General features: G+C 56.5%; 12 protein-coding genes and 1 tRNA gene. 5 read left to right on the top strand and 8 right to left on the bottom strand.

Annotation, left to right across the window (positions count from 1 at the left end; translation table 11 throughout):
• Positions 1-314: 314 nt before the first annotated feature.
• Both Pla100_RS23115 and Pla100_RS23110 read right to left on the bottom strand, forming a co-directional pair.
• Positions 315-701 carry a M48 family metalloprotease gene (locus tag Pla100_RS23115; RefSeq protein WP_146580709.1) on the bottom strand — a complete coding sequence of 129 codons (387 nt, stop codon included), beginning with the start codon at positions 699-701 and terminating at the stop codon, positions 315-317.
• A 272-nt stretch (positions 702-973) separates the two neighbouring features.
• Positions 974-4,669, bottom strand: a complete 3,696-nt coding sequence (locus Pla100_RS23110) for a bifunctional proline dehydrogenase/L-glutamate gamma-semialdehyde dehydrogenase (protein ID WP_146580611.1) — start codon at positions 4,667-4,669, stop codon at positions 974-976.
• Positions 4,670-4,714: 45 nt separating this feature from the next.
• Between Pla100_RS23110 and Pla100_RS23105 the strand changes: the two genes are divergently transcribed.
• Positions 4,715-5,089 (top strand): DoxX family protein, encoded by a 375-nt coding sequence (locus tag Pla100_RS23105; protein WP_197168172.1) that lies wholly within the window; start codon positions 4,715-4,717, stop codon positions 5,087-5,089.
• Positions 5,090-5,230: 141 nt separating this feature from the next.
• Complete coding sequence (trmB, locus tag Pla100_RS23095; RefSeq protein WP_146580605.1) at positions 5,231-5,935, top strand: tRNA (guanine(46)-N(7))-methyltransferase TrmB; 705 nt, start codon at positions 5,231-5,233, stop codon at positions 5,933-5,935.
• 93 nt (positions 5,936-6,028) lie between these two features.
• Here the strand turns inward: trmB and Pla100_RS31855 are convergent, their stop codons facing one another.
• Complete coding sequence (locus tag Pla100_RS31855; protein ID WP_261344817.1) at positions 6,029-6,463, bottom strand: substrate-binding domain-containing protein; 435 nt, start codon at positions 6,461-6,463, stop codon at positions 6,029-6,031.
• Between the two features lie 44 nt (positions 6,464-6,507).
• On the opposite strand from Pla100_RS31855, the gene tnpA (Pla100_RS31850) reads away from it, so the two are divergent.
• Positions 6,508-6,669, top strand: coding sequence for an IS66 family insertion sequence element accessory protein TnpA (tnpA, locus tag Pla100_RS31850; RefSeq protein WP_231603423.1), 162 nt, complete (start codon positions 6,508-6,510; stop codon positions 6,667-6,669).
• Positions 6,670-6,715: 46 nt separating this feature from the next.
• Here tnpA (Pla100_RS31850) and Pla100_RS23085 read toward each other — a convergent pair whose 3' ends face one another.
• The 4 genes from Pla100_RS23085 to tnpA (Pla100_RS23070) all read right to left on the bottom strand — a co-directional run bounded on the left by Pla100_RS23085 (position 6,716) and on the right by tnpA (Pla100_RS23070) (position 9,429).
• Positions 6,716-7,000, bottom strand: a complete 285-nt coding sequence (locus Pla100_RS23085) for a hypothetical protein (RefSeq protein ID WP_146580601.1) — start codon at positions 6,998-7,000, stop codon at positions 6,716-6,718.
• On the bottom strand, positions 7,000-8,634 hold the full coding sequence (gene tnpC, locus Pla100_RS23080) for an IS66 family transposase (RefSeq protein ID WP_146580599.1): 1,635 nt from the start codon (positions 8,632-8,634) through the stop codon (positions 7,000-7,002). The genes Pla100_RS23085 and tnpC overlap by 1 nt, the downstream gene beginning before the upstream one ends.
• A gap of 85 nt (positions 8,635-8,719) precedes the next feature.
• Positions 8,720-9,082: an IS66 family insertion sequence element accessory protein TnpB gene (tnpB, locus tag Pla100_RS23075; RefSeq protein WP_146580597.1), complete on the bottom strand. Its 363-nt coding sequence runs from the start codon at positions 9,080-9,082 to the stop codon at positions 8,720-8,722.
• Positions 9,079-9,429: an IS66 family insertion sequence element accessory protein TnpA gene (gene tnpA, locus Pla100_RS23070; RefSeq protein WP_146580595.1), complete on the bottom strand. Its 351-nt coding sequence runs from the start codon at positions 9,427-9,429 to the stop codon at positions 9,079-9,081. Before tnpA (Pla100_RS23070) ends, tnpB begins: the two co-directional genes overlap by 4 nt.
• Before the next feature lie 123 nt (positions 9,430-9,552).
• On the opposite strand from tnpA (Pla100_RS23070), the gene Pla100_RS31845 reads away from it, so the two are divergent.
• Together Pla100_RS31845 and Pla100_RS23060 are read left to right on the top strand one after the other, a co-directional pair.
• Entirely contained in the window at positions 9,553-12,327 is a 2,775-nt protein-coding gene (locus tag Pla100_RS31845; protein WP_231603421.1) for a DUF1549 and DUF1553 domain-containing protein, read from the top strand.
• The gene (locus Pla100_RS23060; protein ID WP_146580591.1) at positions 12,317-13,834 is read left to right on the top strand and encodes a DUF1501 domain-containing protein; all 1,518 of its coding nucleotides are present in this window, start codon (positions 12,317-12,319) and stop codon (positions 13,832-13,834) included. The genes Pla100_RS31845 and Pla100_RS23060 overlap by 11 nt, the downstream gene beginning before the upstream one ends.
• Positions 13,835-13,918: 84 nt before the next feature.
• Here Pla100_RS23060 and Pla100_RS23055 read toward each other — a convergent pair.
• Positions 13,919-13,994: transfer RNA gene (locus Pla100_RS23055), tRNA-His, on the bottom strand.
• Positions 13,995-14,078: the final 84 nt, after the last annotated feature.

The raw sequence follows: 14,078 nt of genomic DNA, 5'->3' as shown, positions 1-14,078 counted from the left end.
GGAGTCTCGAAGCAAGGTGCTTCCTAATGTGAGGAAGCGAGCAGCTTTCCAGGAGGGTCGACACGACCTTTTGGTTGGCAGCAGTGGTGAGGCGAAACAAACGTGTTTGTCATCCCTCAACCATGGACGAGAAGCTGAAACCTTGATTCAGATATGTCTCGCCGGTCGATTCACGCTTAACAATGAGAAGCGTTTCCTGTTTTCAATCGACCTGTCTTCGGTGAAGCCGCCAATCCGTTTGGCGTCCTTTCACCCCACAAGAGTACACCGCAAACGGGATGACGCCAAGTGCAATCCCAATAAATACGAGTAAATCAACGGTTAGGGTAATGAACAAAGCCCCAAGACGCCGCCAATGCGTCGGCGGCCTGTTCAATATCGGTGATCTCGCCCCAACCGCCGTTTCGCAAGAACGCGTGCGCAAACTCGTGAGCGATCACGTAGTGCGCAAACGATTCGCTCGCTTCGGCAAGCTTGGAACGCAAGATCACGCAACGACTGCCCTGACCATCGACCCCGGGCGGTGGCATCCAAAACGACCAGCCGACGCCGGGAATATAGTTGTCGATCTCGACTCGAAATCGAGGGTCGTCCAAAAAGTCCCGCTGTACCTCATCGGGGAGCGACTCCAAGACATGCAGCACTCGTCGTTGCAACACGGGATGACTCGCGAACGGCTCGATATAAGCGGCAAACGTCATCAATGGGTATTCACGCAATGTATTTTCATGGGTTCTTTCAAAGCGAGAGATTGTTTCCGACATTCGTTCCCGCGACCAACGTGTATGGTCGCTAAGCATCGCGTGAACAATAAGTGATGGATTCTTAACGTGGCGTCGACTTTCAGTCGACGTTTCAGGGTTTGGCGACTGAAAGTCGCCACCACTTAATGTTCACGCGATGCTAAAGTGCAAAACTTTACAGAGTGCCAGACTTTATAACGGATCATTCGGCAATAGGAGGTGGCGAACGATCATCGGCTTTGGGCAAAGGGACGCCGGCCGAGGTTGCCGTAACGGTGGTAGTCGTGCGATATGGACTGCTCGTTCAAATAACGCAGACATTCAATGCGGCCTTCGTCGACGATCGGTTCATCGATGATCGTGACGAAACGTTCGCCGCATGCTCTTCGAATGAGGGTGCTTGGCTTCGACACACATCGCAGACGGGTCACCGCCCCGCTTTTGATTCTCTCGGCGACGGCCTCGTCGGTTTCTTCGAGCGGATCGATCAAGCCGGGCAACCAATCCGCGACCGATTCCAACATCGACAATCGTTCCGCGGGCAAGGTCGGTGAGAGCGACAATGTGATCGGTGTTCCGACACATACCGATGCCGCGATGGCGATGATCGCGTCACCCAAATCGGCGGCAGCGTCGATCCGGATCGCCATGCCGTCGACGGGGCGATAGCGACGAATGATGTCTTGGCCGGTCAATCGAAACGTGTCGTGTTCCTGAGCGAAGTCCGAGTCGTTAGCGCGCCGTTGAGAATGCAAAGCTTGCTCGATTCGCGTTCGCAAGTCGGCCTGAAGCTGTCCCTCGGCGAAACGATTGCGTCGCAGCCAATCGGAGAAGCGGTCCAACGGGCCGTGCTCGATCGATGCCCCTTCGGCCGTATTCTCGCTCGACGTCGCGTCCACCGGTCCGATAGCGTTCGATCGCACACGCGAGAGCGCCAGCACATAATGAGGCCCACCCGCTTTGATGCCGGGTCCGTAAGCCGACAAACCGACACCGCCGAAGGGTTGCCGCAAGACGATCGCGCCGGTCGTCGGTCGGTTGATATAAAGATTTCCCGCCGGAATTGATTCTCGCCACAAGGCGATCTCGCGTTCGTCTAAACTTTCCAAACCGCTGGTCAAACCGTATCCGGTCGAGCGAACGATCTCGATCGCTTCTTCCAAACGGCCAAACCGCATCACACCGATCACCGGCCCGAACAACTCCGTCACGTGAGTAAAACTGCCCGGTTGAACATTCCATTTGACCCCCGGTCGGAACAACGTCGGATTGCCGTCGACGTGTTCGGGCATCACCAACCAAGACTCATCGCGTTCGAGTTCTTGCAGGCCACGACGTAGTTTATCGGTCGGTGGATCGACCAGCGGCGTGATCCGCGTGTGCAAGTCCCAGGCTGAACCGACCGGCAAGCTGCGAACGGCATCCGCGAACGTTTCGCGAAACTCGAGATCGTCAAAGACTTCTTTTTCGAGCAACAACAACGACGTCGCACTGCATTTCTGGCCGCTGTGGCCGAACGCGGAATGCAACACATGCTTGATCGCCAAATCTCGGTCGGCCATCGCCGTCACGATGGTCGCGTTCTTGCCACCGGTTTCGGCGAGTAGATGCAAGTCGGGACGGACTTCGAGCATGCGTTTGGCGGTCGAGGTCCCACCGGTCAAGATCACCGTGTCGACTGCTGGGTTCTTCACCAACATCGCCTCGGCGACTTCGTCTTCGCACGGAATCAACTGCAAGGCGTCGTGCGGAACTCCCGCGTCCCAGAACGCCTGGCACAACATCAAGGCGGGCAACAAGGTTTGCATCGACGGTTTCAAGATCACCGGGTTGCCCGCCGAGATCGACGCCGCGATGCCACCGCACGCGATCGCCAAGGGAAAGTTCCACGGCGTGATCACCGCCACGACTCCGCGAGGCTCGCACGTGATACCGGGGAAGTTCGCCCAAGCTTTCATGGTCAAGGGATAGAACTCCAAAAAGTCGATCGCCTCGCTGACTTCCGGGTCGGCTTGGGCTACCGTTTTCCCCGCCCCGGCGACCATGCTCGCGATCCAATCGCCGCGGCGTTCACGGCCGAGCTGCGCGACCCGGCGCAAGATGTCATGACGAGCGTCGACATCCAGGTCTCGAGCCCACGTCGAACCGCTGGCTACGTCGACGGCCGCTTGCACCGCTTCAAGCGGAGCCGTTCGGTAGCGACACGTCACGATGCCGGGACGAGAAACGTCCCGCGATGTTTTCCAGGGCCCGTCAACCTGCACGCCGGCGATCACCGGAACGACTTCAGTGGCTCGGTCACCGCAAATCGGTTTCCAACGATCCAGCGTCGCTTGCGCCCAATCGGCGTTGTGGGGCAAGGACCAATCGGTGTCCGGTTCGTTGACAAACTCGGTCCAATGGCGGGCAACCGGTGGTTGCACCGGAGTCAACCGGCGATCTTGAGTTCGACGCGGCTGGATCGAAACCGATCCGGCATCGCGACATGCGTCTTTGAACCGACCGGCGAGCAAATCAAATTCCGGTGTATCGGGTTGTAAACGATAAGCATGACGCAGGAAATTTTCCGGTCCGGTATTTTCATCGAGTCGACGGATCAAATAACCGATCGCGTGCAAGAAATCGGACTTGCGGCACGCCGGGGCGTACAGCAACATCGGTGAATCTCGCTCGGTCAGCGCTCGGCGTTGATGGTTGGCCATGCCCTCGAGCATTTCAAACTGAACCGCCGACTCACACTGAAGTTGTCGTGTCCAGATCATCGCCAAAGCGACATCGAACAAATTGTGTGACGCCACTCCGACTCGGACGACGCCTTGTGAGGCGGCTTCGATCAGTTCACGCAACATCCGTTTGAAGTTCGCGTCGGTTTCGTGCTTGGACGGGTACGGGGCCTGCGGCCACCCACCGACCGAAGCGTGGACCCGTTCCATTTCCAAGTTGGCACCTTTGACCAAACGGATCGTCAACGGTTTGCCGCCACCGGCGACGCGTTCGGCCGACCACGCCAAAAGCTCTCGCATCACCAAACAGGAATCCGGCACGTAGGCCTGCAAGGCGATGCCCGCGTCGACCGATTGCAGGTCACCGCGGTCGAGTGTTTCCCGCAATACGTCGGCCGTCAAATACAGGTCGCTGTATTCTTCCATATCCAGATACACGAACTTGTGGCGGTGACCCGTGGCGTTCGAATCGCCGTTGCTTTCATGCCGGATGTCATTGGATTCCTGATGATTGGCCATCCGGTACAACGTTTCCAATCGGTCCGCGACCACCGCGATGGTGTGCCGGCGGGCGAGCGGCGAGACGTGACTGTAGAGCGTTGTTAGCTTAACGGAAATGCAACGAACATCCGGCATCCTCAACAGTTCGTAGAACGATTGCAAGCGTTTGCGAGTTTCGGCATCGCCGAGCAACGCTTCGCCGAGCAAATTCACGTTCATCGCCACACCGTGACTTTGCCGGTTCCTCAGGTGGGAGGCCAACAGTTCCGGTTCGGCCGGCAGAATCACGTTGGCCGTTTCACGACGCATTTTCTCTTTGACTAGGGGCACCGCCACGCCGGGAAGATACTCACCGAAGGATTGAAATCCACGCAGCATCGCCTGTTCGACCGGGCTGAAGAATCGCGGGATGCCTTGCACATCGAGTATGTGAGTCATCTGGTCGGCGACGCGGGCCGCCGTGTGGGTTCGGAACGCTTGGTCGGTCATCTCGACGAGGGTTGCCTTGTCCGCATCGTGTCCGATCATCCGATCGAGTTCGGATTGCTGACGGCGTTCCTGCGGCGTTTGCAATTTGCGAGCTTCTCGCAACAAATCGGCCGCCAATTCGATCGCCGTCGCGGCGTCCTGTTCGATCTGTGACTCGGAGAAGCGAACGCGATCGTTTCCGACGGTGATCGAATTCGGTAATTCGTGTGTCATGCTCGTGTGGCCTCGGGGGGAAGGAATCGTTATCGTGCGTGGCCTTTGCGTTCCTTTCACTCTAACGAAGACAACTCGATCGTGCCGACGTCGCAGGTTTTAGGCTGGATCCTCGCCATCACGATCGCCTCCATCGCGATTGCCAGTGCGACGGCCAAATGGATCGGCTTGCCGACGATGCAGCGGAAGTGGGACGAGTTCCTACGCTTGCCCCGTTGGCTGTTGTTCTGGTCTGGAGTATTCGAAGCGATCTCCGCGATCGCCTTTCTCATCCCCGGCACGGTCCGCTGGGGGGCGGGTGGTTTGACGGCTTACCTTTTGGCGGCCTGGATCATTCACGCCCGCATATCCGCTTGGCGGACATGTCTGTATTTGACCGTCATGGTGCCCCTGGTATGGCTAAGCGTCCATTGGCGATAACCGCCCCAACGCGCTAAACTCACCCCACCACTCTCCACTCTCCACTCTCCACTCTCCACTCTCCACTCTCCACTCTCCACTCTCCACTCTCCACTCTCCACTCGCCACTCGCCACTCGCCACTCGCCACTCAAAACTAACCATGCCCCGCGCCGCCCTTCGCAAACCCAGCCCCGATCTCGACCTGACTCGCTACCTCAAGCAGCCCGAAGAACTTCCTGAAACAATTTCGAGCCAAACCCTTTTCGGCAACGATCGACCGCTGGAAATTGAGGTCGGTAGTGGCAAGGGGTTGTTCTTGCAGACCGAATCGCAGCGACGGCCCGAACACAACTTTTTCGGGATCGAGATCGCTCAGAAGTACGCCGCTCACGCGGCGGCCCGATTCGCTCGCCGTGAATTAAGCAACGCGATGATGTTGGCCGGCGACGCAACGCCCTTGTTTGCACCGTTTCATGCCGAGTCCATGCAACCGACGCTGCACCCTCGACCTACCGACGGTCCGCCACGGATCGCCGATGGCTCGCTCGAGGCGGTTCATGTTTACTTCCCCGATCCTTGGTGGAAGAAACGACATCGCAAACGACGGGTGCTCAGCGAAGCGAACATTCGTCAATTCAGCCGCACGTTGCGAGTCGGTGGACGAATGCACTTTTGGACCGACGTGTTGGACTATTTCGAACTGACGGTGGAGTTGATCGCCGAGATCGCTCCCGAACTCGGCGTCCCGTTGCCGGAGACGCAACGGGATTCCAACCATGACCTCGACTATCACACTCACTTTGAACGTCGCAGTCGCAAGTTCGGAATCCCGGTCTACCGGGTCTATTATCGAAAGAGGGCTTGAAGGTAGTGGATCTTGTTAAAGATCCTCCAAGAAGAGGATCTTTAACAAGATCCACTACGACTACGAACACGTCAGAGCTGATGACTGCCGATCTTACTTCCCGGGAATGAAACCGACTTCGGTAATGATCGCGGCGGCTTCCGTTGACGATTGCGACCACTTGATGAACTTCATCGCCTCGGGTGACGTTTTGTCAGCGATCGTGTAGTAGAAAAGCTTACGCGAGAGCGGATAGGTCGACGCGTTAGCCGGATCGGGCGTAACGCCTTCGATTGGGACTGCTTTCACCCCGGGAGCGTTCGCGTAGGACAATCCGACATAACCGACGCCGCCCAAGTTATCGGCAACGTTTTGAGCGATCTCGCCGTTACCGCCGGTCTTGATCGTGTTGGCTCCATACTCTTGGCCGCCCATCGCGATTTCTTGAAAGACTTTGAAGGTGCCCGAAGTTTCGTTTCGGGTGAAAGGTTTGACCAGTGGTTCGCCAGCCAGTCGTTTCGTAAGCGTTCTATCTCCCCATGTTGACAGGCGGTTTAGCGTGACAGGTTTGTTTCCACCTCCAGGAGAAAACCATGAACGCGTTTCCCAATCCCGAGCTCGCCAGGCAGTGGCGTGAGCGAATCGAGCGTTTCGACGATGCCGGGACGACCATCGCTGAATTCTGCCATGCCGAAGGCTATAGCGTTGCTTCGTTCTATCAGTGGCGAAGACGATTGCGACAAGCCGCTTGGTAAGCGTTCTATCTGCCCAGGCGGGTGAACCGGGGCAGTGGGCCGCGTACTAGAAGTCCGAGTCACCGTCGCCGGTTCGTTGGGCGCACTCCAGGTGCTCGCACAGTTCCACGACCGCATCGAGGTCTCGCCCCGTTTTATCTTTGTTGCAACGGTGAGTTAGGTCGCTGATCAACCAACGAAGCTCCACCCGATCCATGCCCACACGGCGAACCATCTGGCCCTTGGGCCAGCGACGCAGCGATGCTTCCAAACGACCACTGACGTAGCCGTATTTCAGTATCAAGTCGCGATCATAAATCGTCAGTTCGATGCGATGAGTCAACTTCGCCATCAAGCCACCCGGGCTTCACGACGACGCGTTCGTCGCTGCTGAGTCGTCAAGCGACGCGACGTCGCCTCGGCTTCGCGGTACGGACGTATTGCCTCGGGGTGAGCCTTTCGCCATATGTCCGGTAGCAAGCTTTCATAATCCGTACTGCCACCGGCAAGCTGACGAAGACAGTCATCGACATACGCCCAAACATCCAGCTTATGACGCGCCGCCGATGAGACCAAGCTGTACATCGCAGCAGCCACTTCACCGCCACGACTCGAGCCAACGAACAGCCAGTTCTGACGACCGATCGTCAAGCTGCGAAGTTCGCTTTCGGTTTGGTTGTTGTCGATCGGGATCGCGCCATCGCCCAGGAACACCGACAGCTCGTCCCACTGGTTTAATGCATAGCGAACTGCTTTGCCGATCGAACTCTTCGGCAACACCCGCGGGTCGCTGCTCTTCTGGATCAACCAGTCATGAAGTTCGTTCATGAGCGCAACCGATTCCTTTTGGCGAAGCTCCAAGCGATCCGCCGCTGAGAAATCGTGGCAGCGATCTTCGATATCGTACAGGCCGCGGTAAAGCGACAACGCATGCGCAGCGGCGACCGGATCATTCGGCTTCGCTTCGTTGAATTTTCGTCGCGCGTGCGAGTTGCAACACGCCGCATAGATTCTATCGGTGGCTCCTAGATAAACTCCTTCATGAACTCCGTAGGCATCGACCGTCACATGGCCGCGGAAGTCTTTCAAGAAACTTGCCGGACCATCTCGACCACGGCTTTCAGTAAAGTCAAACACGTTGTAAGGATTGTCCTCGCGACCTCGATAAAGCCAGAAACGTCCTGTTCGCATCTTGCCAGGAAGGCTCGGGTCTTGCACCCGAACCGTCGTGTCGTCCGCGCCGATGACCTTGCCTGATACGACGCGCGAGGCCATCAACTCGAGCAGTCCACCGACCAACGCCGCGATGTTCACCAGCATCCCAAACTGCGTATTTCGTGGGATCAGCATCCCGGCGCGGGCGAAGATGTCTTCCCCACGATAAAGCGGAAGGTGATCGGCGAACTTATTGACGATGATCTGCGTGTAAACGCCGAAGCCGTAATCACTGCCGGGTATCGGTGTCGTCAATCCACCGGGTTCTTCACCGGCGGGAACCTGTGCGATGGTGTCTTTGCATTTGCCGCAGGCTCGTTTGTGACGATGAATTTCCCAAACGAACAATTCGGCGGGAATTAGGTCTACTCGTTCGGTGATGTCGGTACCGATGATCGGCATTTCTTCGCCACAGCATGAACACATCCGCTTCTCGGGCGAGACATCCGCCTCGATGACCTTACGTTTCAAATGCGACGGAATCTTCTCGGACTTCTTTTTGCGGCGACGACGCTTTGTTTTGGAATCGTCTTCCTGATCGTCCTCGAGTTCGTCGACGCTGCCTTGTTCGTCGCCCGTCTCAAACAGCCGCAGTTGAGACTCGTCATCGACGAATCGCTCGGATGATCGGCCAAAGAGCTTGCGGCGATACAGTGCAAGTTCTTCACGAAGTTGTTCGATAGTTTTCTGTTGCTGCTCGACCGTTATGACAAGCTCCGTGTTGTATCTCAACACGCTTTGCAAGTCGCTATTGTTCTCCGGTGCAGGCATGTGTTTGTTGTCGCATATCCAAAGAAAAACGCAAGGCTCCGCTGGGACCTTGCGTTGGGTTTCTTTCAAAAAAGTTGGTCGTTGATCAGGCGGCGTCTTGTTCGCCGAGCGAGTACCGTTTTCGTCGCCGCGATCCTTCGATCTGGACTCCGCGAAGCATCATGATCAGCTCAGCGGCATCGATCTCGAAGTTTGTGTCGTCGCGTCCGGTGATCTTTTCAAAGGTTCCGCTTTCGAGCCGCTTGGACCATAACGACAAACCGTCTTGGTCCCAGGCCAAGATCTTGACGTAGGTGCGAGTTCGATTGAAGAACACAAACAAATGGCCTGAGAACAGGTCGGCCTTGAAGTGCTGGGTCACGATGCCGGATAAGCCGTTGAAGCTTTTTCGCATATCGGCAGCCCCGGCGTAGACGAAGATGCGAGTTCCCGAGGCGACGGAGATCATGGCGCCTCCTTCGCGGCGGCGTCGGTGGCGGCAACGACGGCGGCAAGCAACGGCTCGAAAACGGAGACGCCACCGTGAGCATTTAGACGAACGATAGCACCGCCGGGAAGTTCGATCTCGATATTCGCCGGCACGACAGATAATTCTTGATTGTCCGGCACTTCGACCGCGATAAAGCCCGCCGGTTCGCAAGCGGCTTGTCGCAATCGTCTTCGCCACTGATAGAACGAAGCAACGCTATAGCCTTCGGCATGGCAGAATTCAGCGATGGTCGTCCCGGCATCGTCGAAACGCTCGATTCGCTCACGCCACTGCCTGGCGAGCTCGGGATTGGGAAACGCGTTCATGGTTTTCTCCTGGAGGTGGAAACAAACCTGTCACGCTAAACCGCCTGTCAACATGGGGAGATAGAACGCTTACCCGGCGATAGTTATCTAATGGCATTGGTTCGTCACGATGAAGAACCTGCGATGCCTTTTAAGAAACCGAAGCTTCCCAGCGACGCGATTAAGCGAATCGGTGATTGGATCGACCTGGGGGCTCCCTACGATGCTCCACTGACGGACGTGTCGTCGGAGCCGAAAGGTCCGATGGTGGTTACCGACGATGACCGTAATTTCTGGTCGTTCCAGCCGTTGTCCAAACCACAGGTTCCAGAAGTAACCGACGAAGCTTGGTGCCGAACGGACATCGATCGGTTCATTCTTGCTTCGCTAGAAGCGAATGGTTTGACGGCGAATCCAGATGCCGATGCGAGGACGTTGATGCGACGAGCCGCGTTCGGATTGGTCGGATTACCGGCCCAGAACACGTCCGACCAAGCGGCCTTGGACGATGACGTCTGGGAGAGCATGATCGACGAACTGCTGGCATCGCCCCACTATGGCGAACGCTGGGCGCGGCATTGGATGGACGTGGCTCGTTTCGCCGAATCTTACGGCTATGAGCAAGACTACGATCGCCCGCACGCGTACCACTACCGCGATTTTTTGATCAAAGCGTTCAATGCTGACATGCCGTTTGATCAGTTCGTGCGTTGGCAATTGGCAGGCGACGAATTCGCACCAAACGATCCACTGGCAAAGATGGCCACGGGGTTTCTGGGGGCGGGTGTCTTTCCAACCCAGCTGACCGAAGCCGAGTTCGAATCGACTCGATACGACGAGTTGGATGACATGACGGCCACCACCGGCGTGGCATTTTTGGGATTGTCGGTCGGATGCGCACGTTGTCACGATCACAAATTTGATCCCATTCCGACTCGCGACTACTATCGCCTTGCAGCGACGTTTACCAAAACGATTCGTAGCGAAATCGAATTGGACCTCGATCCCGACGCTAACGAAAATCGGCGTCTTGAATTCGCCGAAAAATCGAAACTGCTAACAGCCGCGATCAATGACTATGAAACCGGTCCACTCAGAGTTGCTTTTGAGGCTTGGCTTGAATCACACGACGAGCTTCCCTCCGAAGATTGGATCGTCCTTGCTGCCGACCGGATCGAATCTAACGGCACTTACGAGGTGCAGGCGGACAACTCCATCTTGGCAACCGGAAGTTCTCCGAACCAAAACACGATCACGTTTTACGCGACGGTGCCACAAAAGAATCTTACGGCGTTGCGAATCGAAGCTTTAACCGATCCGTCTCTTCCGAGACGAGGTCCAGGGCTCGCGGGGAACGGCAACTTTGTTTTGAGCGATCTGTCAGTTGCGTTCGATCGCACGCAGAACGGAAAAGCGACTCCCCGTAAAATCAAACTGTCCGCAGCTAATGCAACGCATCAGCAGAACACGGCTGACCTCTCCGTTGCGGCTTCGATCGACGATCACCCAACAACCGGCTGGGCGGTTGACTTTGGGGGAATCGGAAAGGACAACGCGGCGGTCTTCACATTCGCTGAACCGCTGCTGGTTGAGGAGTCGGGGTTGCTGAAGATTGAAATGAGGTTCGATCATCCGAACCCCAAGCATGTCCTTGGACGACTTCGCCTATCCGTCACCGGATTGCCTACCCCACCCGTCGTCGTCGGCGGCACTGGTCCGGACGCCGCAACTTTGGCCGCTCTTGATGCGGTGAGGAACGGTTCGCAAGATCCGGAACAACTCAAAACGGCATTGAACTGGTTCAAGTCGACTCAACCCGCCTGGACGACGCTCAATCAGTCGCTGGCCGATCACATCGCCAAGGGCGCAGGTGTGAAGTTGACGAAGGTGCAAATCAGCAGCGAGAACGTTCCCAAGCTGGAACACCATGCCAACGGACGCGGTTACCCTCATTTTTACGAAACCACGCACCTGTTGGATCGTGGTGACGTCCATCAAAAGCAGGGCGTCGTGAAAAGTGGACTGTTGGAGGTGCTCAATGCTGATGGCGCGGACATCTCAGAATGGTCGTTGCCAAAACCTGAGAACGCGACGACTGACTTTTCTCGCGCGACACTGGCGACGTGGTTGACCGATCCGAACAACGTATCTGGACAGTTGGTTGCCCGCGTCATCGTGAATCGAATTTGGCAACATCATTTTGGGCAGGGTCTCGTTGCTACTCCGAACGATTTCGGTTTTCAGGGTGAACGTCCGACTCACCCTGAACTCCTCGATTGGCTGGCCGCCGATCTGATCGATAACGGCTGGAAACTGAAACGGCTGCACAAACAAATTATGCTCAGCAGCGTATATCGCCAATCGTCAACGTTCCATTCCGACCGAAGCAAGCTTGACCCGGATAACCGACTTCTGTGGCGACGCACGCCTCGTCGTCTGGAGGCCGAGGCGATTCGCGATTCAATGCTGGCCGTGTCGGGGCAACTTGACCCGACCATGTACGGACCGGGCACTTTGGACGTGAACATGAAGCGGCGAAGCATTTACTTCTTCGTCAAACGCAGCAAGTTGATTCCCATGATGATGTTGTTCGACTGGCCGGAGCATTTAGTCAGTATCGGACAACGTTCGACCACCACGATCGCTCCACAAGCCCTGATGTTCATGAACAGCCCTCAAGGGCGACGACATGCCACGGCGTTCGCGGCTAGGCTCGACACCGCTGCACCGATTGCGGATGCGTATCAGCTAGCCTTCGGTCGGGCTCCGTCAACACGAGAGTCCGAATTGGCGGAAGCATTTCTTCGGCAACAGATTGATGTTTACAGTCAAGCGAAGATCGCGAATGCGGCTGAGGCCGCGTTAACTGATTTTTGTCAAACACTCTTCAGCATGAACGAATTTATCTATGTCGATTAATCGCAAACACATCACATCTGAATTGCCTCGCACTGTTCTCAATCGGCAACAAACGGTTCTCGATCGGCGGCAAGCGTTGGCAAGCGCGGGTTGTGGATTCGGCATGCTGGGGTTAGCTGGTCTTCTTCATGACCAAGGCTTGCTATCATCGACGTCGGCTGAGGATCTCGGTAGCCGCGCGCTCAACCCGCTGGCTCCTCAAGCGACGCACTTTGCACCAAAGGCGAAACGGGTGATCTGGATTTTCGTCAATGGCGGGCCGAGCCAAGTTGATACATGGGACTACAAACCGGAGCTCGAACGTCGGAACGACAAATCGATCAAGGAATTTGCCCCGGAATTCACGAACACCACGGGATTTTTCAAGGACGCGGTGGGGAACCTGATGAAGTCGCCGTTTGCGTTTACCCCGCGTGGCGAGTGCGGCAAGATGGTATCGGAAATCTTTCCGAAACTGGGCGAACACGTCGACAAGATGGCCTTCATTCATTCGGGCCACACGGAATCCAATAACCATTCGCCTGCGCTGTTTGCAATGAACTGTGGACTGCCTCGGATGGGATTTCCGTGTGTCGGGTCATGGGTCACGTACGGCTTGGGAAGCGAAAGCAGTGACCTGCCTGGGTTTGTGGTGATGAGTGATCCCAAAGGTCGAGGGCTACCCAAAGGGCACGCTTCCAACTGGAGCTCGGGATTCCTGCCGGGCGTTTTCCAGGGGACGCACCTGAGTCCCACCGGCGCGGCGATCGACAATTTGCAGCCCGTTCAGCCAGTCGTCCATGCGCAACGAAACCAACTGGACCTCCTCAATCGTCTCAACAACTTGCATCAGGAAGAACGAGCGGCCGAAGCGGAGCTTTCCGCCAGGATCGAAAGCTTCGAGTTGGCTTACCGAATGCAGTCGGCGGCTCCGGAGGCTTTGGACATCGATTCGGAACCGAAACACATTCAAGACCTTTACGGGATCGGCGATGATCGGTGTGATCATTTTGCAAGACAATGCCTGACCGCGCGGCGAATGGTGGAGCGTGGCGTACGCATGGTGCAAATTTACTCAGGCGGCATGGAGAACCAGCGATCTTGGGACGGGCACAACGACATTCACGGCAACCACAGCCAGTTCGCCGGGGAAACCGACCAACCCGTCGCGGGCCTGCTTGCGGATCTTGATCAGCGAGGTCTCTTGAAGGATACGCTGGTGATTTGGTGTGGCGAATTCGGTCGACTTCCTGTGGCTCAGAAAGCTGCCAAGCCGGGCCGGGATCACAATCCTCACTGTTTCACCGCATGGCTTGCCGGTGGCGGGATTAAGGGTGGCACGACCTACGGCGAATCAGACGAAATCGGATACAAAGCTGCTGTGGACAAGGTGCACGTCAACGATTTACACGCCACGATCCTGCATCTGCTGGGCATCAACCACACACGGCTAACGTACAAGTACAACGGCCGCCGTTTTCGGCTAACCGACGTGGCCGGCGAAGTCATCGAGTCCATTATCGCCTAACCGTTACAGTCGAACGTGCACCGTCAACTCGCCCGGTGTCTCAAAAACCGCGTCCAACGCGGGAGAATCGGCAAAAAAGAAGCAGGGTGGAAGACGGGACTCGAACCCGCGACATTCGGAACCACAATCCGACGCTCTAACCAACTGAGCTACAACCACCGTAAGTGAAGTCGGCAAACTATCGGTGCTAGTGTGTTAATGGCAGCGACGGTAGTTACGACTAACTCAGATGAAAATAACTTGC

Origin of the sequence: Neorhodopirellula pilleata, from assembly GCF_007859915.1 — a bacterium.
GTDB classification, from domain to species: Bacteria; Planctomycetota; Planctomycetia; order Pirellulales; family Pirellulaceae; genus Rhodopirellula; species Rhodopirellula pilleata.
The sequence above is the reverse complement of the archived record's forward strand: the minus strand, read 5'-3'. Positions and strand labels throughout refer to the sequence as shown.

What these genes read in the sequence shown, in the direction of transcription:
- Pla100_RS23110 (WP_146580611.1), bottom strand. Translation starts at nt 4,669, where the DNA reads ATGACACACGAATTACCGAATTCGATCACCGTCGGAAACGATCGCGTT.
- Pla100_RS23115 (WP_146580709.1), bottom strand. Translation starts at nt 701, where the DNA reads ATGACGTTTGCCGCTTATATCGAGCCGTTCGCGAGTCATCCCGTGTTG.
- Pla100_RS31845 (WP_231603421.1), top strand. Translation starts at nt 9,553, where the DNA reads ATGCCTTTTAAGAAACCGAAGCTTCCCAGCGACGCGATTAAGCGAATC.
- trmB (WP_146580605.1), top strand. Translation starts at nt 5,231, where the DNA reads ATGCCCCGCGCCGCCCTTCGCAAACCCAGCCCCGATCTCGACCTGACT.
- tnpB (WP_146580597.1), bottom strand. Translation starts at nt 9,082, where the DNA reads ATGATCTCCGTCGCCTCGGGAACTCGCATCTTCGTCTACGCCGGGGCT.
- tnpC (WP_146580599.1), bottom strand. Translation starts at nt 8,634, where the DNA reads ATGCCTGCACCGGAGAACAATAGCGACTTGCAAAGCGTGTTGAGATAC.
- Pla100_RS23085 (WP_146580601.1), bottom strand. Translation starts at nt 7,000, where the DNA reads ATGGCGAAGTTGACTCATCGCATCGAACTGACGATTTATGATCGCGAC.
- Pla100_RS23060 (WP_146580591.1), top strand. Translation starts at nt 12,317, where the DNA reads ATGTCGATTAATCGCAAACACATCACATCTGAATTGCCTCGCACTGTT.
- tnpA (WP_231603423.1), top strand. Translation starts at nt 6,508, where the DNA reads ATGAACGCGTTTCCCAATCCCGAGCTCGCCAGGCAGTGGCGTGAGCGA.
- tnpA (WP_146580595.1), bottom strand. Translation starts at nt 9,429, where the DNA reads ATGAACGCGTTTCCCAATCCCGAGCTCGCCAGGCAGTGGCGTGAGCGA.